Origin of the sequence: Phenylobacterium sp. NIBR 498073 (assembly GCF_027286305.1) — a bacterium.
In the GTDB taxonomy this organism is placed as follows: domain Bacteria; phylum Pseudomonadota; class Alphaproteobacteria; order Caulobacterales; family Caulobacteraceae; genus Phenylobacterium.
In genome coordinates this window covers 1-19569 of sequence record NZ_CP114599.1, presented here as the reverse complement: position 1 = coordinate 19569, position 19569 = coordinate 1, and the positions used below count along the sequence as shown (strand labels likewise).

The window sequence follows — 19569 nt, the reverse complement described above, 5'->3', positions numbered from 1 at the left end:
CGCGGCGGGACGTCGCAATGCGTGATTGCGGTCACGTCTCAAAATTTTCACGAACCGAACGGCGTTTTGTATTGGCGCTTTGGCGCCCTGCAACGTAGGGCGGCGCCAATAATCCAAAACCTCGGGGATATACTCATGTCACGTCGTCTCGGCGCGTTGGCCTGCACGGTCAGCGGCCTGGCTCTTCTCGTCTCCACGCCCGCCCTGTCGCAGACGGCGGACACCGCCGACGCGGCCTACACCGTCGAAGACATCGTGGTCACCGCCCAGCGCCGCAGCGAGAACATCCGCGAGGTGCCGTTCGCGGTCACCGCGGTGACCGAGCAGAAGCTGGCCGAAGTGGCGGCGGGCGGCGGCGACATCCTGCAGATGACGGCCCGCGTGCCCAGCCTGCAGGTCGAGAGCTCGAACGGCCGCTACGCCCCGCGCTTCTACATCCGCGGTCTCGGCAACGTCGACTTCGACTTCAACGCCTCGCAGCCGGTCTCGGTCGTGCTCGACGACGTGGTGCTGGAAAACGTCTTCCTGAAGGGCTTCCCGCTGTTCGACGTCCAGCAACTGGAAGTGCTGCGCGGGCCGCAGGGCACGCTGTTCGGCCGCAACACCCCGGCCGGCGTGGTCAAGATCGACACCGTCAAGCCGACCAACGCGTTCACCGGCTTCGGCTCGCTGGCGATGGGCAACCTGGGCGCGGTGCGCGCCGAGACCGGCGTGACCATCCCGGTCAACGACACCCTGCAGGTCCGCGTCGCCGGCCTGTGGAACCATCGTGAGGACTGGATCGACAACATGTACAGCCCGGCCTTCGCCGATCCGAACGGCAAGGACCTGGGCAATTTCGACGACCGCGCCGGCCGCGTGCACGTCGCCTGGGCCCCGACCGAGCGGCTGTCGACCCTGCTGACCCTGCAGGCCCGCGACTACGAAGGCACCGGCACGATGAACCGCGCCAACGTGCTGACCAAGGGCTCCAACGAGCTGAACGCCAACTTCGACCGCGAGCGCGTCTATTATGACGGCGGCCGCAACAACTTCCAGAAGCAGAAGACCCGCTCGGGCTCGCTGCAGGTGGCCTACGACTTCGGTCCGGCGACCCTGACCGGCGTGGCCGCCCGCTACTGGGGCGCCTCGGCCGGCGACGGCGACATCGACGGCGGCGTGGCCTCGGCCCCGGCCGGCGCGCCCTGGAAGACGCCGTTCAACTCCGAGACCGGCACCCTGGACAGCGACCTGGTGCAGGACACCTACGAGCTGCGCTTGGCCTCGAACGGCGACGGCGCGTTCGGCTGGCAGGTCGGCGCCTTCTACTGGGAAGAACGCTTCAACCTGATCTCGGCGACCTTCAACGGCACCGGCGGCCTGCAACCGACCATCGTCACCGACATCGTGCAGGAGTCGGACTCCTGGTCGGTGTTCGGCCAGGGCTATTATCAGGTCAACGACGCCCTGAAGCTGACGGCCGGTCTGCGCTACACCGACGACGCCCGCGACTTCCGCGGCCAACGTATCCTGGGCGCGCCGCTGGACGTGACCAAGGCCGTCGGCGACGAGCAGGTCAGCTGGGACGTCAGCGCCCTCTATGAGCTGAACGACGACCTGAACCTCTTCGCCCGCGTGGCCAAGGGCTATCGCGGTCCGTCGATCCAGGGCCGGATCGCCACCTCGAACATCGTGACTACCGCCGACTCCGAGACGGTGATGTCCTACGAAGCCGGCTTCAAGGCCCGGCTGTGGGAGCGCCGCGCCAGCCTGAACGCCACCGCCTACTACTACGAAGTCACCGACCCGCAGTTCACCGCGATCGGCGGCGAGGGCAACTTCAACCAGCTGATCAACGCCGACAAGGGCGAGGGCTACGGCATCGAAATCGACGGCGAGGTCTATCTCGGCGCCGGCTTCAACCTGACCGGCGGGTTCGCCTGGAACCACACCGAGATCAAGGACAGCAACCTGCTGGTGGCGTTCTGCGGCGCCGGCTGCACGGTCACCGACCCGATCGTGAACGTCGGTACGACCCGCCGCGCGAACATCAACGGCAACCCGTTCCCGCAGGCGCCGGAATACACCGCCAACATCGCCCTGGACTGGGTCCACACCCTGGCGGGCGGCGCCGAGCTGTTCGCCTCGACGGACTGGGTGCTGCAGAAGAACTTCAACCTGTTCCTCTATGAATCGGTCGAGTTCCAACAGGACACCGCCTTCGAAGGCGGGGCCCGCGCGGGCTGGCGTGCGCCGGAGCTGGGCCTGGAAGCGGCCCTCTACGTCCGCAACATCACCGACGAAGCCAATGTCATCGGCGCCATCGACTTCAACAACCTGACCGCCTTCGTCAACGAGCCCCGGACCTTCGGGATCCAGGTGACGAAGCGCTTCTAAGCCGACTGGCGGCCCGGCGGAGCGGTGAGCTCCGCCGGGCCTGCGCCATACTGCGTCTTGCATCGCGGCCCCAATGAGGGCACGGACCGCCGGTGACCGAAGACCGTGACATCGGCCTGCCCGCCCGCCGGGCCGCCATCGACATTCTCGCCTCCGCCCTGGCCCGCCGCGCCGGGCTGGACGAGGCGCTGACCCGCCCCGCCTTCCGCAATCTCGAGCCCCGCGACCGCGGCTTCGCCATGGCGCTGGCCATGGCCACGCTGCGCCGGCTGGGGCCGATCGACCGCGCCCTGCAGGGCCGGTTGGCCAAGCCGCCGCCGGACGGGGTGGTCAACATCCTGCGGATCGGCCTGGCCCAGGCCTTCGTGCTGGAGACCCCGGCCTTCGCGGCGGTGACCACCAGCGTCGACCTGGCCGCCAGCCATTCGTCGACCCGCGCCTTCAAGGGCCTGGTCAACGGCGTGCTGCGCGCGCTGCTGCGCGAGCCGCCGGACCTCAACGCGCCCGACGCGTTGTGCCCGCCGTGGCTGCTGGCCCGCTGGAGCGCGGCGTTCGGGCCTGAGGCGGCGCTGGCCATGGCGGCGCTGATCGCCGACGAGCCGGCCACCGACCTGTCGCTGAAATCGGCGGCGCAGGCCGAGCGGCTGGCCGGCGAGTTCGAAGCCGAGGTCCTGCCCGGCCCGACCCTGCGCACCGCGCGCAAGGGCGATGTCGCCGCCTGGCCCGCCTATGACGAAGGCGCCTGGTGGGTGCAGGACGCCAGCGCGGCGATCCCGGCCCGGCTGCTGGACGTGCAGGCCGGCGAAAGCGTCCTCGACCTCTGCGCCGCGCCCGGCGGCAAGACGCTGCAGCTGGCGGCGGCCGGCGCGCAGGTCGTGGCGGTCGACCGTTCGGCCGCGCGGCTGACCCGGGTCGCCGAGAACATGCAGCGCATGGGGCTGAGCGCCGAGATCGTCGCCGCCGAGGCCGGCGACTGGGACGATGCGCGGACCTTCGATGCGGTGCTGCTCGACGCCCCGTGCAGCGCCACCGGCACCTATCGCCGCCATCCGGACGTGCTGTGGGCCGCGCGCCCCAGCGACGTCGCCGCCCTGGCCGGGGTGCAGAGCCGGCTGCTGGACTCCGCCGCGCGGCGGGTGAAGCCGGGCGGGCGGCTGGTCTACTGCGTCTGCTCGCTGGAGCCGGAGGAGGGCGAGGCGCAGATCGCCGCCTTCCTCAGCCGGCATGGCGACTTCAAGCTGGTCCCGGCCGCGCCGGGCGAGGGCGGGGCGCCGGAGGCCAGCCTGCTGGCCGACGGAACCCTGCGCCTGCTGCCGCATCATCGCCCCGGCGGGCAGGACGGCTTCTACGCCGCTCGCCTGCGACGCGAAGTTTGATCTCGCGACAACTTGTCCCCAACCCCGCCCTTGGCTAAGTCGAACACCATGACCGCACCGATCATCGCCCCGTCCATCCTGGCCTCGGACTTCGCCAAGCTCGGCGAAGAAGTCGCCGCGATCGAAGCCGCCGGCGCCGACTGGGTGCATGTCGACGTCATGGACGGCCACTTCGTGCCGAACATCACGCTGGGCCCGGACATCGTGAAGGCGCTGCGCCCGCACGCGAAGATCCCGTTCGACGTGCACCTGATGATCGCGCCGGCCGACCCGTACCTGGAGGCGTTTCGCGAGGCCGGCGCCGACTACATCAGCGTCCACCCGGAGAGCGGCCCGCACCTGAACCGCACCCTGAAGCGCATCCGCGAACTGGGGGCCAAGGCGGGCGTGGTGTTCAACCCCTCGACCGACCCCAGCGTCATCCAGTGGATGATGGACGAGATCGACCTGATCCTGGTGATGTCGATCAACCCGGGCTTCGGCGGCCAGAAGTTCATGCACTCGCAGCTGCGCAAGATCGAGGCGCTGCGCAAGATGATCGACGCCAGCGGCAAGCACATCGAGCTGGAAGTCGACGGCGGGGTGACCCCGGAGACCGCGCCGCTCTGCGTGGCGGCCGGGGCCACGGCGCTGGTCGCCGGCACCGCCGTCTTCAAGGGCGGCCCGGCCAAGTACGCCGACAACATCCGCGCGCTGAAGGGCGGCTGACCGGGTGGCGGCTGCGCCCCCGAGCATCTTCCGACATCCGGCCGGGCTCTGGGCCCAGGCCATGGCGGCCGGCGTGGCGCGTCAGGCCCGGCGCGACTGGGCCGGCTCGCCGCTGCACCGCGCGCTGCTGGCGCGGCCGCGCCCCGAGGGGCTGGTGCTGGCGCCGCGCGACTGGCGTCCGGCCGACGCCGAGGCCGGGCGCAGGATTCTGGCCGGCCGCTTCCTGTTCGCCGGCGTGGTCCTGGAAGTCGGGGTCGGCGGCGATCCCTGGGACCGCCCCAGCCCCAGCCATGGCTTCGCGGTCGGCCTGCACGGCTTCGACTGGATGCGCGACCTGCTGGCCGCGGGCCCGGCGGGCGCGACCGAGGCGCTGCGGCTGACGCTCGACTGGCGCAAGCTGTTCGGCAAGTGGAACGCGTTCTCCTGGAGCCCCGAGGTGCTGGAGCGGCGGGTGTCGCACCTGGCCTGCGGAGCCAAGGCGATCTGCGACGGGGCCTCGGACATGGAGGCCGGGCTGATCGCCCAGGACCTGGCGCGGCAGGCGCGCCACCTCTTGTCGCTGGCCGACGGCCCGGCCCGCGCGGCCGAGCGGGCCAGCGTCGCGGCCCTGGCCGGGGCGGCGCTGGGCGGCGAGGCCGGCGAGCGGCTGCTGAAGCACGGCCTGATGCGGCTGGTCAAAGCGCTGCCGGTCAGCGTCGCCCCGGACGGCGGCCACGCCAGCCGCTGCCCGCGCGCGGCGCTGGAGCTGCTCTACGACCTGCGGATCCTGGACGACGCGCTGGAGCAGCGCGGCCGCCCGGCGCCCGAGGAGATGATGCGGGCCATCGACCGGCTGGCCGGGGCGGTGCGGTTCTTCACCCTGGCCGACGGGGCGCTGCCCGAGCTGCAGGGCGGCGAGGCCGGCACCCGGAGCTATGTGGCCGCGGTGCGGGCCGGCGAGGGCGGCGGCGCCGCCAAGCCGCCGGCGGCGCGCAACGGCTATCACCGGCTGCAGGGCCGCAGCCTGCAGATCCTGGCCGACGCCGCCGCCCCGGCCCAGGGCGCGTGGAGCGTCACCGCCTGCGCCCAGCCGCTGGCCATGGAGGTGCTGGCCGACGGCCGCCGGCTGATCGCGGCCAGCGCCTGGTCGCCGGAAGCCGCCGGTCCGCAGGCGTTGCGGCTGGTCGACGCCTCCTCGACCCTGTCGATCGCCGACGAGCCGTGCGGCGAGCCGCTGCGCGGCTTCCGCGCCGCCGCCCTGGGGCCGCGGCTGGTCGGGGCCTACGAGCATGTCGAGGCCCGCCGTTATGAGACCGAGCAGGCCCTGTGGCTGGAGCTGGCCCACGACGGCTGGGCGCGGCGCTTCGGCCTGCGCCACGAGCGGCGGCTCTATCTCGACCTGGTCGCCGACGAGCTGCGCGGCGAGGACATGCTGGCGCCGGTCAAGCCGGGCGAGATGGGCCAGGCCGGCCGACGGTTCATCCCGTTCAAGGTCCGCTTCCACGTGCATCCGGACGTCAGCGCCAGCCTGGCGCGGGACGGGAAAAGCGTCCTGTTGCGCAGCGGCGAGGACGACCACGGCTGGTGGTTGCGCAACGACGCCCATTCGGCGGACATCGAGACCGGCGTCTACTTCCAGGACGGCAAGCCGCGCCGCACCCAGCACATCGTGCTGCGCGGCCAGGCCCGGGCCGACAGCGGCGCCAAGCTGCGCTGGAAACTGGCGAGCGCCGCGCCGGCGGCGGGGCCTCCTCTCTAGATGCTTCCCCGCTGGGGAAAGTCCGGTGACGCCGGCACGGCCGGTTCCTCTCCCCGCTCGAGGGGAGAGGTTAGGTGAGGGGTTTTGCGGCGCGGAGCGGCGCTCTGCGGAGTCAGCAGACCCCCTCACCCCAACCCTCTCCCCCAAGGGGGCGAGGGAGTCCCCGCGGCCGTGTTGGGCGATGACTGCGCCTTTCCTGATTGATCCGGTGTTCATGGGTCCCGGTCTTCGGCTGCGCCGAAACCGGGATGACACGGAGTGGTGCGTGTGCGCCGCATTGACCCTGGGGCGCGGGGGGCCTAAGTCGGCGGCGTTCCGTGTGACTGGCGAAATCTTAAGGTGGGCGACCACCGGGGAGCGCGGGACCTCATCACGCCGCTCGCCTGGGCATTTTCCTTTTTGAACCCTTCGAAGGAGACTGCGCCGTGCCCGCCGCCCCGAATTTCCCGCCCGCTCCCGACCGCGTCGTTCCCAAGCGCGCGCTGATCTCGGTCTCCGACAAGACCGGCCTGATCGAGGCCGCCAAGGCGCTGGCCGCGGCCGGCGTGGAGCTGGTCTCGACCGGCGGCACCCGCGCGGCGATCGAAGCGGCCGGGCTGGCGGTGAAGGACGTCTCGGAACTGACCGGCTTTCCGGAGATGATGGACGGGCGGGTGAAGACCCTGCACCCGGTGGTGCACGGCGGGCTGCTGGGCGTGCGCGACGCGGCGGAGCACGCCAAGGCGATGGCCGAGCACGGCATCGGCCCGATCGATATCGTCTATGTGAACCTCTACCCGTTCGAGGCCACGGTCGCGAAGGGCGGCAGCTTCGAGGACTGCGTCGAGAACATCGACATCGGCGGGCCGGCCATGGTCCGTTCGGCCGCCAAGAACCACGGCTATGTGGCGATCTGCACGGAGATCGCCGACCTGGAAGCGGTGCTGGCCGAGCTGAAGGACGCCGGCGCGACCTCGCTGGCCCTGCGCAAGACCCTGGCCGCCCGCGCCTATGCCCGCACCGCGTCGTACGACGCGGCGATCTCGGCCTGGTTCGCCCAGGCGCTGGGCGAGGACGCCCCGCGCCGCAAGGCCTATGCCGGCGAGCTGGTGCAGACCATGCGCTATGGCGAGAACCCGCACCAGAAGGCCGCGTTCTACCGCTTCGCCAACCCGCGGACCGGCGTGGCGACGGCCAAGCAGCTGCAGGGCAAGGAACTCAGCTACAACAACATCAACGACACCGACGCGGCCTATGAGCTGATCGCCGAGTTCGACCCGAAGGCGGCCCCGGCCTGCGCGATCATCAAGCACGCCAACCCGTGCGGCGTGGCCACCGGGAGCACGCTGGCCGAAGCCTATGAGCGGGCCCTGGCCTGCGACCCGACCAGCGCGTTCGGCGGCATCGTGGCGCTGAACACCAAGCTCGACGCGGCCACCGCGGCCAAGGTGCTGGAGGTGTTCACCGAGGTGGTGATCGCCCCCGACGCCGACGAGGACGCCGTCGCCCTGTTCCGCAAAAAGAAGAACGTCCGCCTGCTGACCACCGGCGGCCTGCCCGACCCGCACGCGGCCGGCGAGGTGTTCCGCTCGGTGGCCGGCGGCTTCCTGGTGCAGAGCCGCGACACCGCCAACCTGACGGCGGCCGACCTGAAGGTGGTGACCAAGCGCAGCCCCACCGACGAGGAAGTGCGCGACATGCTGTTCGCCTTCACCATCGCCAAGCACGTGAAGTCGAACGCCATCGTCTATGCGAAGAACGGCCAGACCCTGGGCGTCGGCGCCGGCCAGATGAACCGCAAGGACTCGGCCCGGATCGCGGCGCTGCGGGCCGCCGACTTCGGCCTGGACCTGAAGGGGTCGGCCTGCGCCTCGGAAGCCTTCTTCCCGTTCCCGGACGGGCTGCTGCAGGCGGCCGACGCCGGCTGCACCGCGGTGATCCAGCCGGGCGGCTCGATCGGCGACGACAAGGTGATCGAGGCGGCCGACGAGCGCGGCATCGCCATGGTGTTCACCGGCGTGCGGGTGTTCCGGCACTAGGCGCGGGCGGGCCGGCGAGCTCCACCCAGAGTGTCATCCCGGAAAGCGCGCAGCGCTTGTCCGGGACCCATTTGCGCCTCGCAGGCGGGATGAGGCGGGGCTGAGCCGTCGCCCCCTTGGATCTGGTGTTCATGGATCCCGGTCTTGCTGCGCAAACCGGGATGACACCTTGTGTTGCTCCCCCTCTGGGGGAGGAATTTTGGGTCAGCAAAAACGAAGAACGCCGCGGATCAGGCTGGATCCGCGGCGTTTATGGGTGGCCGGGACAGGCCCGGCCACGACGACCTAGTTTCTACTTGCCTTCGACGCTCGCCAGTTCACGTAGCGCCGCGTTGGCGATGGTGAGTTTGGCGAAGGACCAGGCGCCGCCGGCGGCTTCGATCTCCTCGACCGCCTTGCGGGCGGCCAGGGCGACGTCGGCGCGCTGGGCGGTCCAGGCGGCGATGGCGGCCTGGGCGGCCTCGTCGCTGTCACCGGCCTTGGCGCCCTCGGCATAGCTCATCACCGCGCGGGTGACGGCCGCCTGCTCGGCCAGCAGGTCCTCGACCAGACGGCGGACGGCGGTGCGCTCGAAGGCGTCGCCGGCCGTGAAGCCGCCGGCCGCCGCGCGCAGGCGGTCGAAGGCGAAGGCCGCGCCGACCTGGTGATAGAGGCGGGCGGCCGCCTCCAGCTTCCAGTTCGACGCCTCGGCCAGGTCGACGAGGTCGACGGCGACGGTCAGCGGCTGGAGGGCCGCGACCTGGCGGGCCAGGGCCTCGGGGGCGCCGGCGTCGGTCAGGCGCGTGACCTGGGCTTCCAGGCGTTCGCGCTCGACCGGAGACAGGATCGCCGGAACCAGCTTCTTCAGCGCCGCCGCGCCCGGACCGTAGCGCTTGACCAGGGCCTCGACGCCCTGGCCGCCGCGGGCCGCCCGGCGGGCGAGCCAGAAGGTCTCGCCGCGCAGGGTGTAGGCCAGGCGCCGGTAGAGGGCCATCTGGCCGGCGGCCGGGATCTTGCCGTCGAGCGCCGACACCTGGTCCCAGGCGGCCGGCACGCCGAGCACGGCCTTGGCCGCCTCATAGGCGGTGACGAAGGCGGTGACGTCGCACGACGCCGCCGCCATCAGCCGGGTCGGGAACGACGGGCCGCAACGGTTGATGGCGTCGTTGGCGACCACGGTGGCGATGATCTCGCGGCGCAGGCGGTGACGGCGCAGGGCCTCGTCGTACTTGCGCACCCCCTTCGGGAAGTAGCCTTCCAGCAGGTCCTCGAAATAGGGGTCGTCGGCGACCGGGCTGTGCGCCATGTCGCCCTTCAGCTCCAGCTTGCCGTAGGCCAGCAGCACGGCTTCTTCCGGACGGGTCAGGCCCTTTCCGGCCTGGCGGCGTTCGGCGATCACGCCGGCGTCGGGCAGGCCCTCGACCGCGCGGTCGAGCTGACCGCGGGCCTCCAGGTGGGCCATGTAGCGGGCGTGGGGTTCGAGCTCGCCGGGCGCGTCCAGGTCCATCAGCGAGAGCGCCAGGGTCTGGTCGTAATTGTGGTCGAGCACGTGGTCGGCGACGTCGTCGGTCATCGACTTCAGCAGCTTGTCGCGCGCCTTGCGGGCCAGGACTCCGGTGCGCTCCAGCATGCCGGTGAGGATCTTGATGTTGACCTCGTGGTCGGAGCTGTCGACCCCGGCCGAGTTGTCGATGGCGTCGGTGTTGACCCGGCCGCCGCGCAGGGCGAACTCGATGCGCCCGGCTTGCGTCAAGCCGAGGTTGGCGCCCTCGCCGACCACCTTGACCCGCAGGTCGGCGCCGTTGATGCGGATGGCGTCGTTGGCCTTGTCGCCGGCGTCGGCCTGGGTCTCGCGCCCGCCCTTCACATAGGTGCCGATGCCGCCGAGATAGAGCAGCTCGGCCGGGGCCTTGAGGATCGCGGTCATCAGCTCGGTGGGGGCGAGGCTGTCGGCCTCGACGCCGAGCATGGCCTTCACTTCCTTGCTGAGCGGGATCGACTTCAGGCTGCGGGCGAAGACGCCGCCGCCCTTGGAGATCTTCTTGCGGTCGTAGTCGTCCCAGGACGAGCGCGGCAGCTCGAACATCCGCTGGCGCTCGGCATAGGAGGTCGCCGGATTGGGATCGGGGTCGAGGAAGATGTGACGGTGGTCGAAGGCGGCCTGCAGGCGGGTCTGCTGGCTCAGCAGCATGCCGTTGCCGAACACGTCGCCGGACATGTCGCCGACGCCCACGACGGTGAACGGCTCGGACTGGATGTCCTTGCCCAGCTCGCGGAAGTGGCGCTTGACCGCTTCCCAGGCGCCGCGCGCGGTGATGCCCATTTCCTTGTGGTCGTAGCCGGCCGAGCCGCCCGACGCGAAGGCGTCGCCCAGCCAGAAGCCGTAGGATTCGGCGATGCCGTTGGCGATGTCGGAGAAGGTCGCCGTGCCCTTGTCGGCGGCCACCACGAGATAGGGGTCGTCGCCGTCATGGGCGATGACGCCGGCCGGACGGATCACCTGGCCCTCGGGATCGAGGTTGTCGGTGATGTCGAGCAGGCCCGACAGGAAGGTGGTGTAGGCGCGGATCGCCTCGGCGCGGACCACGTCGGGCGCGCCGCCCTTGGGCAGCTGCTTGGGATAGAAGCCGCCCTTGGATCCGACCGGCACGATCACCGCGTTCTTGGTCTGCTGGGCCTTCACCAGGCCGAGCACCTCGGTGCGGAAGTCGTCGCGGCGGTCGGACCAGCGCAGGCCGCCGCGGGCGACGGGCCCGAAGCGCAGGTGGACGCCCTCGATGTGCGTCGCCCAGACGAAGATCTCGCGATAGGGCTTGGGCAGCGGCAGGTCGGAAAGCTCGCCCGAGGCGACCTTGAAGCTGATGTAGGGCTTGGGCTGACCGTCCGCGCCCAACTGGTAGTAGTTGGTGCGCTTGATGGCCCCGACCAGCAGCGCCAGGCGGCGCAGCACGCGGTCGTCGTCGAGGCTGTCGACCTGCTGCAGGGCCTGGACGATCTCGTCCATCACCGCGACGGCCTGGGCCGTGCGCGCGGCCAGGTCAGCGCCCGTGGCCGGATCGAACTTGGTGCGGAACAGGTCGAGGATCAGCCGCGCCACGCCGGGGTGGTTGGACAGCGCGGTTTCCTGCACCCGCTGGCTGGGGTCGAGGCCGGACTGCTGACGATAGCGGGCCAGGGCGCGGATCAGCGCCGCCTCGCGCCAGGAGATCGACAGCTCCAGCACCATGCGGTTGAAGCCGTCGCTTTCGGTGGCCCCGGTCCAGACGGCGGTGAAGGCGTCCTCGAAGGCGGTCTTCACCTCCTCGAACACCAGGTGCTCGCCGTGCTGGTCGTCGAGCTCGAACTCGTGGACGTAGACTCGCCGGCCGCCGGCCGGCATGACCGGATAGCCGCTCTCGACCATGGCCTTGAGGCCCATGTTCTCAAGGATCGGCAGCACGTCGGCCAGCGGCGCCGGCGCGCCCGGATGGTAGAGCTTGAAGCGCAGCTGGGTCTTGGAGTCGGCGGCCCTGCGGAAGGCGCGGATGCGCACGCTCTCGCCGGGCTGCAGGCTCTCGATGACGGCGATGTCGGCCAGGGCCTCCTCGGCGTCGTAGCGCTCGCGGTAGCCGGCGGTGAACGCCTCGCCGTAGCGGCCGACCATGTCGGCGACCTGGGCCGTGGCCCGGCCCGATGCGCGGACGGCGGCGGCGAAGCGGTCCACCCAGGTCCGGGCGGCCGCGGCGATCTGGGCCTCCAGCGACTTCAGGTTCGGCTCGGCGTGGTGGCCGGGCTGGACGCCGATGATGAAGTGGACGCGAGCCAGCGGGCTGTCGGAGAAGGCCGGATAATAGGCCGAGACGCGGCCGCCATAGGCGTCGGCGAGGATCTCGCCGGCGCGCTGACGCAGGTCGGAATCGTAGCGGTCGCGCGGCACGAACAGCAGCACCGAGGCGAAGCGGTCGAACGGGTCGCGCCGCTCGAACAGCCGCACCCGCGGACGGTCGTAGAGGTGCAGGATGCCGAGCGCGGCGGCCAGCAGATCGTCTTCCGAGGCCTGGAACAGCTCGTCGCGCGGATAGGTCTCCAGGATGTTGCGCAGGCGCTTTTCGTTGTGGCTGCCCGGGGCCTTGCCGGCGCGGGCCAGGACGTTGGCGACCTTGGCGCGGACCAGCGGCACGGCGTGGGCCGGCTCGTCATAGGCCTCGGCGGTGAACAGGCCGACGAAGCGGATCTCGCCCGAGGGCTTGCCGTCGGCGCCGTAACGCTTGACGCCGACATAGTCCATGTAGCCGCGGCGGTGGACCCGCGAGCGCAGGTTCGACTTGGCGACGATGACCGGGTCGGAGGCGAGGCTGGCCTGGACCTGGGCGGTCAGCAGGGCCGGCTCGGAGGAGCGGCGCAGCACGGTGCGGGCCGGATCGCGCAGCACGCCCAGGCCGTCCTGCGGCTGGAACAGCGGCTCTTCCTTGGCGTAGCCGCCGTCCTTGAGGCGCGGGTACTCGTAGACCCGGGCGCCGAGATAGACGAAGTGCTCGTCGCGCAGCCAGCGCAGGAATTCGAGGTCCTCGTCGCGGGTCGGGCCGGCGGGGGCCTCCTGCAGCTCGGCGATGGTGCGGGCCATCAGCTCGAGCATGGCGGGGAAGTCGTCGACCGCCGCGCCGACATCGGCCAGCGCCGCGCGCAGGCCTTCGACCAGGGCCGCCTCGCGGTCGGCGCCGACCCGTTCGAGGATCACCTGGATCATGGATTCCCGGCGGCCCGGCCCGTCGGCCTGGCGCGCGCCCTTCTTGTCGCGGGCGACCTCGACCACCGGGTGGAACATGGCGCGGACCGACAGCCCCTGATCGGCGATCTCGCCCATCACGCTGTCGACCAGGAACGGGGCGTCGTCCTGGATGATCTCCAGCCGCTCGAGCGCCGGAGCGCCCTCGACCGGGGCCAGGCGGATGATCGGGGCCTCGCCCTTGCGGGTGGCGGCGAAGGCCCAGAAGTCGGCCAGCAGGGCGGCCAGGGCCTTGCCCGGCAGTTCGGGCAGTTCGTCCGGGGCGGCGTCTTCGGCGGCCTGGGCGATGAAGGCGGCCGCGTCAGGCGCGTCGCCGGCCAGGGCGGTGAAGGCCGTGACCAGGGCGCGCTGGGCGCTCGTCAGCTTGGGTCGCTTGCTCATCGGAAGGCCCCCGATGCGAGGGCGCCGCCGGAGGAGAGAGTCCGGCGGCGCGTGGCCCCGCCCTGGGGGGGAAGGCGGAGCGCTCGGGGCTCGCAGCGGCCGAAACCGCCTTGAATTCGGGGGGCGCCCGAATGGACCTTAGATAGGAAGGAAGCGAACAAGTTGAAGGCCTTGGTTTTCAGTCTTTGGGTTCACGCTTGCGTGAGGGGGGGCGGGTGCGTTTGGCGACCGGCTGCTCGGTCGGCGCAGCGACGAGATGGCGGTCGCGGAGCTTTTCGGGCTGGCCGTCGGCCGACAGCAGCACCGCCAGCCAGCGGGTGCCGTCGAACTGGGCGAGGATCACCATCACCATCACGGTGAGCGGGGTGGAGAGGAACATCCCGGTCATGCCCCAGATCAGGCCCCAGAAGGCCAGGCTGAGCAGCACGACGATCGGGTCCATGTTGAGGCTGTCGCCCTGCATCCGCGGCAGGATGATGTTGCCGACCACGAACTGGATGGCCTGCAGCACCGCCAGCAGGATGATCGCCGGCCAGAAGCTCTCGAACTGGATCAGGGCGAACACCGGCGGGGCCAGGATGCCGACCGCGCCGCCGATCACCGGGATGTAGGAGGCGATGAAGATCAGGAAGGCCCAGAACACCGCGTTGTCGAGCCCGATCGCCATCATCGCGATCCACGACGCGACGGCGATGATCAGGCCGGTGACGGTCTGCACCCAGAGATATAGCTCGACCCCGTCGCGGATGCGGCGGAAGGCGCTCATCGCCTCGTTGCGTTCGGCGTGGTGCGGGAACAGCCCGACCACCTTGCGCTGGAAGCCGCGCCGCGAGGCGATGATGAAGCCCAGATAGATCAGGATGAAGAAGGCGTCGGAAGCGAAGCCCTGCAGCCCCTTGGCGAAATCGGCCAGATAGGCGCTGGGATTCAGCTGGCTGAACAGGTCGCTGAGGGTCGGCGGCACGTCCATGCCGAACAGGCCGGCGATCTGGGCGATCAGGTTGTTGAGCCGCGGGCTGTAGGTGACCAACTGGCCGATGAAGGTGCTGGCGTTCTCGGCGACGATCAGCCCGGAGACGCCGAACAGCAGCACCGAGAACACGATCGCGGCCGGCAGCGCCGCCTTCTCGGACACCCAAGGCAGGCGCGCCCGGATCACCCGCGCGAAGCCGTCGATCATCACCGCCAGGAAGACGGCCAGCGCCAGAGGGGTCAGGATGCCCCGCAGCAGGTACAGGGCAAGACCGGTCGCGATCACCGCCAGGATGACGAGGGAGACGCGGACCGTATGGGACTCTGAGGCTCGGACGGACATGAGATCTTTTTGCGGTGGTGGTTCTCCGAGACTGTCAGTGTCGGAGCCTGCCGCGTCAATTTGGACCATCCCTACCCCGGTTCGACCGACGTGGGGAGGGTCTATGCCGATAAGACGCGCTCCTGCGGTTTATCCTCATCGCTTCCGCAGAAAATTCGGCAATGAGTTTGCGTGAACACTGATCAGGAATGCGACGCGATACATCCGCGCCGGGGCGAATTCCCGCGCTCCCCGCTGTCCGGGGCGCTGCGAGATCGTGGATGAGGCTCCGCCGAGCCGACCGAGGCGATCTGGCTGAGCGTTGACACTAAGTGATGCGGAAAGCCTATCGCGTGCGCCGCTGCGGCCCGCTAGCTTCGCCGGACACGAACCTTTGCGGAGTTCCCCATGTCCGACGGCGTCCTGATCGGTTTCTCGGATCACCTCGAAAACCTGCTGCTCAACCGGGCCAACCGTCACGGCCTGGTCGCCGGGGCGACGGGGACCGGCAAGACCGTGACGCTGCAGGTGCTGGCCCAGGGACTGTCCGACGCCGGGGTGCCGGTGTTCGCCGCCGACGTGAAGGGCGACCTCTGCGGGGTGGCTGAGCCGGGAACGCCGAACGCCAAGTTCGAGGAGCGCGCCAAGCTGATGGGGCTGACGCTCAATCCGCAGGCCGCCCCGACGGTGTTCTGGGACCTGTTCGGCGAGCAGGGTCACCCGATCCGCGCGACGGTGTCGGAGATGGGCCCGCTGCTGATCTCGCGCATGCTCGACCTCAACGACGTGCAGGAGGGGGTGCTGACGGTGGTGTTCCGCGCCGCCGACGACGAGGGGCTGCTGCTGCTGGACCTGAAGGACCTGCAGGCGGCGCTGAGCTTCGCCTCGGAGAACGCCAAGGAGCTGGGCGCCAAGTACGGCAACGTCTCGCCGGCGACGGTGGCGACCATCCAGCGCAAGCTGCTGGTGCTGGAGGACCAGGGCGGGGCCGGGTTCTTCGGCGAGCCGGCGCTGCAGCTTTCCGACATCATGCGCACCGACAGCTCGGGGCGCGGCTACGTCAACATCCTGGCGGCCGACAAGCTGATCGCCAGCCCCAGGCTCTATGCGACCTTCCTCTTGTGGCTGATGAGCGAGCTGTTCGAGGAGCTGCCCGAGGTCGGCGATCCGGAGAAGCCGCGGCTGGCGTTCTTCTTCGACGAGGCGCACCTCTTGTTCCGCGACGCGCCCAAACCGCTGCTGGAGAAGGTCGAGCAGGTGGTGCGGCTGATCCGCTCCAAGGGGGTCGGGGTCTATTTCGTCACCCAGAACCCGGCCGACATCCCCGAGACGGTGCTGGGCCAGCTGGGCAACCGCATCCAGCACGCGCTGCGCGCCTACACCCCGACCGAGCAGAAGGGGCTGAAGGCGGCGTCCAACTCGTTCCGGACCAACCCGGCCTTCGACACCGCCGAGGCGATCCAGGGGCTGGGGGTCGGCGAGGCCCTGGTCAGCGTGCTCGACGAGAAGGGCGCCCCGACCGTGGTGCAGAAGACCCTGATCCGGCCGCCGGTCTCGCGCCTGGGCCCGATCACCCCGGCCGAGCGGGCGGCGATCATGGGCCAGAGCCCGGTGCGCGGGCTCTACGACACCGTCAAGGACCGCGAGAGCGCCTTCGAGATGCTGAAGGCCCGCGCGGCCTCGGCGGCGGCCGCAGCGCAGGCGCCGGCCTCGCCCTGGGGCGGCGGCCAGGAGCCGGCTCCGGCGCCGGCCCCGCGCGGTCGCGCCCCGGCCGCGCCGCGGCCGCGGGCCTCGAACCGCCAGTCGATGGGCGAGGCCTTCACCAAATCGCTGCTGCGCCAGGCCGGCAGCACCATCGCCCGCGAACTGATGCGCGGCATCCTGGGCAGCATGAAGAAGCGGTAGCGGCGGCCCTAGCGGATCGAGAAGGCCATGCCGATCGAGGCCGGGGCGGTCGGCTTGAAGCCGTACTGGGCGTAGAGCCGCCAGGCCTCGCCGTCGGCGATCAGGCTGACATAGGCCCCGACCGGCGCGGTCTGGCGCAGGTGGTCGACGATGCGCTCGACGATCGCCTTGCCCAAGCCCCGGCCCTGGTGGCCGGGTTCCACGGCGATGTCGACCACCTGGTAGAACAGGCCCCCGTCGCCGACCACGCGACCCATCCCGACGACCTCGTCGCCCTTGCGGATCTGCACGGCGAACAGGGTGTTGGGCAGCCCGGCCGCCGCGGCTTCGGTGCTTTTCGCGCTGAGGCCCGCCGCCACCCGCAGCCGGCGATAGTCGTCGGCCGAAGGCGTCGCGACGACGAGCTGGTATCCGTCCGTCATGGTTGGCTCCGTGTGGACATGGGGCGGGCGTTCTATCGTGGCGAGGACCGGGGCGTCGATGCCCCGCGGCTGGCGGGCCGCGCCCATTTCGCGAACCCGTGTTATCTTCCCGGCGGTTCTGCTGGGAGGACGCCATGTCGGACGCCGCCTTCGTCGGTTCGATCCCCGACCTCTATGAGCGCTATCTGGGGCCGATGCTGTTCGAGCCCTACGCCCGCGATCTCGCGCGCCGGTTCGAAGGGTTCGAAGGGGACCTGCTGGAGACCGCCGCCGGCACCGGCCGCGTGACCCGGGCCCTGGCCAAGGCCGCGCCGCGGGCGAGGATCCTGGCCACCGACCTCAACCAGCCGATGCTCGACACCGCCGCGGGGCTGACGGCGGCGGCCAATGTCGAATGGCGGCAGGCCGACGCCCAGGCCCTGCCGTTCGAAGGCGCCAGCTTCGATGCGGTGGTCTGCCAGTTCGGGGTGATGTTCTTTCCGGACAAGGCGGCCGGGTTTTCGCAGGCGCGGCGGGTGCTGCGGCCGGGCGGGCGGTTCGTATTCAACGTCTGGGACGACATCGCCGCCAATGAGATCTCGCAGATCGTCGGCGAGGCGGTGGCCGGACTGTTCCCCAAGGACCCGCCGCGGTTCCTGGAGCGGACGCCGTTCGGCTATCACGACCGCGCGACGATCGCCGCGGCGCTGGCGGCGGCGGGGTTCGCCGCGCCGCAGTTCGACGTGGTGCGGCTGCAGATGCGCTCGCCGTCGGCGGCCGACGCGGCCGTCGGGCTCTGCACCGGCACGCCGCTGCGCGGCGAGATCGAGGCGCGCGACCCCGAGGGGCTGGACGCGGCGACCGAGGCGGCGAGCGCGGCGCTCACCGAAGCGTTCGGCGGCGGCGAGATCGTCGGCTGGGGCCAGGCGGTGGTGGTGAGCGCGGGGGCGACCTGAGCGTGATCCCGGTTTGCGCAGCAAGACCGGGACCCATGAACACCAGATGGTTCATGGACATGGATGCCCGGGCGCCGGGATGACGGATGCGGCGTCAATGGGTCCCGGACAGCCGCTGCGCGGCTTCCGGGATGACATGTGAGTTTGGGGCGGCGATCCACCCTCCCCACGATGGGGAGGGAGAGCGCTAGCCGCGCAGCTTGCGCAGCAGGACGTCGAGGTCGCGGGCGATCATCGGGTCTTCGCCCTTCAGGGCCTCGATGCGGCGCACGGCGTGCAGGACGGTGGTGTGGTCGCGGCCCCCGAAACGGCGGCCGATGTCCGGCAGCGAGCGGGTGGTGATCTGCTTGGCCAGCCACATGGCGACCTGGCGCGGGCGGGCGACCACGCGGGCGCGGCGCTCGGAGATCAGGTCGGCCTGCTTGAGCTGGTAGTGCTCGGCCACGGTCTTCTGGATCTGGTCGACGGTCACCCGGCGCTCGTTGCAGGCCAGGTTGGGACGCAGGATCGCCTGCGCCTCGTCGAGGGTCATGCGCGAGATCTCGCCGCCGACGCGGGCGACCAGGGTGTTGAGCGCGCCTTCCAGCTCACGAACGCTGTCGGTGAAGCGGTCGGCGAGGAACTGCAGCACCTCGGCGCGGGCCGAGGGCATGAACCGCCCTTGCGCCGCCAGGGTGGCGAGCTTGCGCTCAAGGATGCCGAGGCGAAGGGTGCGGTCGGCCGGCTCGATGCCGCAGACCAGACCGGCCTGCAGGTGGCTGCGCAGGCGCGGCTCCATCTCCTGGAGTTCAGCCGGCGAGCGGTCGGCGGTCATCACCACGCGGCGGCCGTCCTCGACCAGGGCCAGCAGGGTGTGGAACAGCTCCTCCTGGGTGGAGGACTTGCCGGCGACGAACTGCACGTCGTCGATCAGCAGCAGGTCGGCGTTGCGCAGTTCGTCCTTGAAGGCGGCGGTCGAGCGGTCCTGCACGGCCTTGACGAAGGTCGAGGTGAAGCGCTCGGCGGTGATGTAGACGACCCGCTTTTCCGGAGCCGATTGCATGGCCTCCCAGGCGAGCGCGTTCAGCAGGTGGGTCTTTCCGAAGCCGTAGGGGCCGTGGAAGATCACCGGGTTGAAGTGGCCGTCCGACCAGGCCGCCACGCGGCGGGCCACGGCGAAGGCGAATTCGTTGGCGGGGCCCGAGACGAAGGTCTCGAACGAGAAGCGGTCCTGCAGGCCCTGCTGGCGGCCGGCGCGGGCGGCGACCGGGGCGGCGGCTTGCAGCGGCACCTCGATCTCGATGACATTGCCTTCGGCCAGGGGAGCGCTCATCGGCTCGGCCTTGAGCACCACCGGCGCGGCCGGGGCGCTCGGGGCCTCGGCCTCGAACTCCATGCGCGACTTCAGTTCGAGATTGCGGCCCATCGGGTCGTTCTGAGCCCAGAGCTCGCCGATGCGGCGCCAGGCGTGGCGACGGATCCAGTCGCGGGCGACGCCGGTCGCGGCGACCAGGCACAGCTCGTCCCCGCGCTCGCGCAGGGCGGCCTGTCCCAGCCAGGAGCCGAAGGTGGCCTCACCGAGTTCTCGCTTCAGCGCGGCGCAGGTCGTCGACCACACGGCCGCCGCTTGCGTCTCGACAACAGAACTCGCAACGCCCCCAGTGGCCATCATTCCAACCTCTTTCATCGTCAT

At 70.8% G+C, this 19569-nt stretch carries 11 protein-coding genes and 1 riboswitch; of the genes, 7 read left to right on the top strand and 4 right to left on the bottom strand.

Features of this window, described 5'->3' with window-relative positions:
* Nucleotides 1-135: 135 nt before the first annotated feature.
* The 5 genes from O4N75_RS00055 (at nt 136) to purH (ending at nt 8216) form a co-directional block, all read left to right on the top strand.
* On the top strand, nt 136-2376 hold the full coding sequence (locus O4N75_RS00055; RefSeq protein ID WP_269627389.1) for a TonB-dependent receptor: 2241 nt from the start codon (nt 136-138) through the stop codon (nt 2374-2376).
* A 92-nt stretch (nt 2377-2468) separates the two neighbouring features.
* Complete coding sequence (locus tag O4N75_RS00050) at nt 2469-3752, top strand: RsmB/NOP family class I SAM-dependent RNA methyltransferase (RefSeq protein WP_269627388.1); 1284 nt, start codon at nt 2469-2471, stop codon at nt 3750-3752.
* Nucleotides 3753-3800: 48 nt separating this feature from the next.
* Nucleotides 3801-4460, top strand: a complete 660-nt coding sequence (gene rpe / locus O4N75_RS00045; protein WP_269627387.1) for a ribulose-phosphate 3-epimerase — start codon at nt 3801-3803, stop codon at nt 4458-4460.
* Nucleotides 4461-4464: 4 nt separating this feature from the next.
* Nucleotides 4465-6198: a heparinase II/III family protein gene (locus O4N75_RS00040; RefSeq protein WP_269627386.1), complete on the top strand. Its 1734-nt coding sequence runs from the start codon at nt 4465-4467 to the stop codon at nt 6196-6198.
* 309 nt (nt 6199-6507) lie between these two features.
* Nucleotides 6508-6594: riboswitch (ZMP/ZTP riboswitch) on the top strand.
* Between the two features lie 29 nt (nt 6595-6623).
* Nucleotides 6624-8216: a bifunctional phosphoribosylaminoimidazolecarboxamide formyltransferase/IMP cyclohydrolase gene (gene purH, locus O4N75_RS00035; protein ID WP_269627385.1), complete on the top strand. Its 1593-nt coding sequence runs from the start codon at nt 6624-6626 to the stop codon at nt 8214-8216.
* 292 nt (nt 8217-8508) lie between these two features.
* Here purH and O4N75_RS00030 read toward each other — a convergent pair whose 3' ends face one another.
* The gene (locus O4N75_RS00030; protein ID WP_269627384.1) at nt 8509-13341 is read right to left on the bottom strand and encodes an NAD-glutamate dehydrogenase; all 4833 of its coding nucleotides are present in this window, start codon (nt 13339-13341) and stop codon (nt 8509-8511) included.
* Nucleotides 13342-13519: 178 nt separating this feature from the next.
* A complete protein-coding gene (locus O4N75_RS00025; protein WP_269627383.1) occupies nt 13520-14656 on the bottom strand; it encodes an AI-2E family transporter in 1137 nt (378 codons plus the stop codon).
* Between the two features lie 387 nt (nt 14657-15043).
* Between O4N75_RS00025 and O4N75_RS00020 the strand changes: the two genes are divergently transcribed.
* Entirely contained in the window at nt 15044-16540 is a 1497-nt protein-coding gene (locus tag O4N75_RS00020; protein WP_269627382.1) for a helicase HerA-like domain-containing protein, read from the top strand.
* 8 nt (nt 16541-16548) lie between these two features.
* On the opposite strand, the gene O4N75_RS00015 is transcribed toward O4N75_RS00020, so the two are convergent.
* Entirely contained in the window at nt 16549-16962 is a 414-nt protein-coding gene (locus O4N75_RS00015) for a GNAT family N-acetyltransferase (protein WP_269627381.1), read from the bottom strand.
* Between the two features lie 134 nt (nt 16963-17096).
* Between O4N75_RS00015 and O4N75_RS00010 the strand changes: the two genes are divergently transcribed.
* The gene (locus O4N75_RS00010) at nt 17097-17897 is read left to right on the top strand and encodes a class I SAM-dependent methyltransferase (RefSeq protein ID WP_269627380.1); all 801 of its coding nucleotides are present in this window, start codon (nt 17097-17099) and stop codon (nt 17895-17897) included.
* A 187-nt stretch (nt 17898-18084) separates the two neighbouring features.
* Here O4N75_RS00010 and dnaA read toward each other — a convergent pair whose 3' ends face one another.
* Nucleotides 18085-19548 carry a chromosomal replication initiator protein DnaA gene (dnaA, locus tag O4N75_RS00005; protein WP_269627379.1) on the bottom strand — a complete coding sequence of 488 codons (1464 nt, stop codon included), beginning with the start codon at nt 19546-19548 and terminating at the stop codon, nt 18085-18087.
* Between the last annotated feature and the right edge of the window lie 21 nt (nt 19549-19569).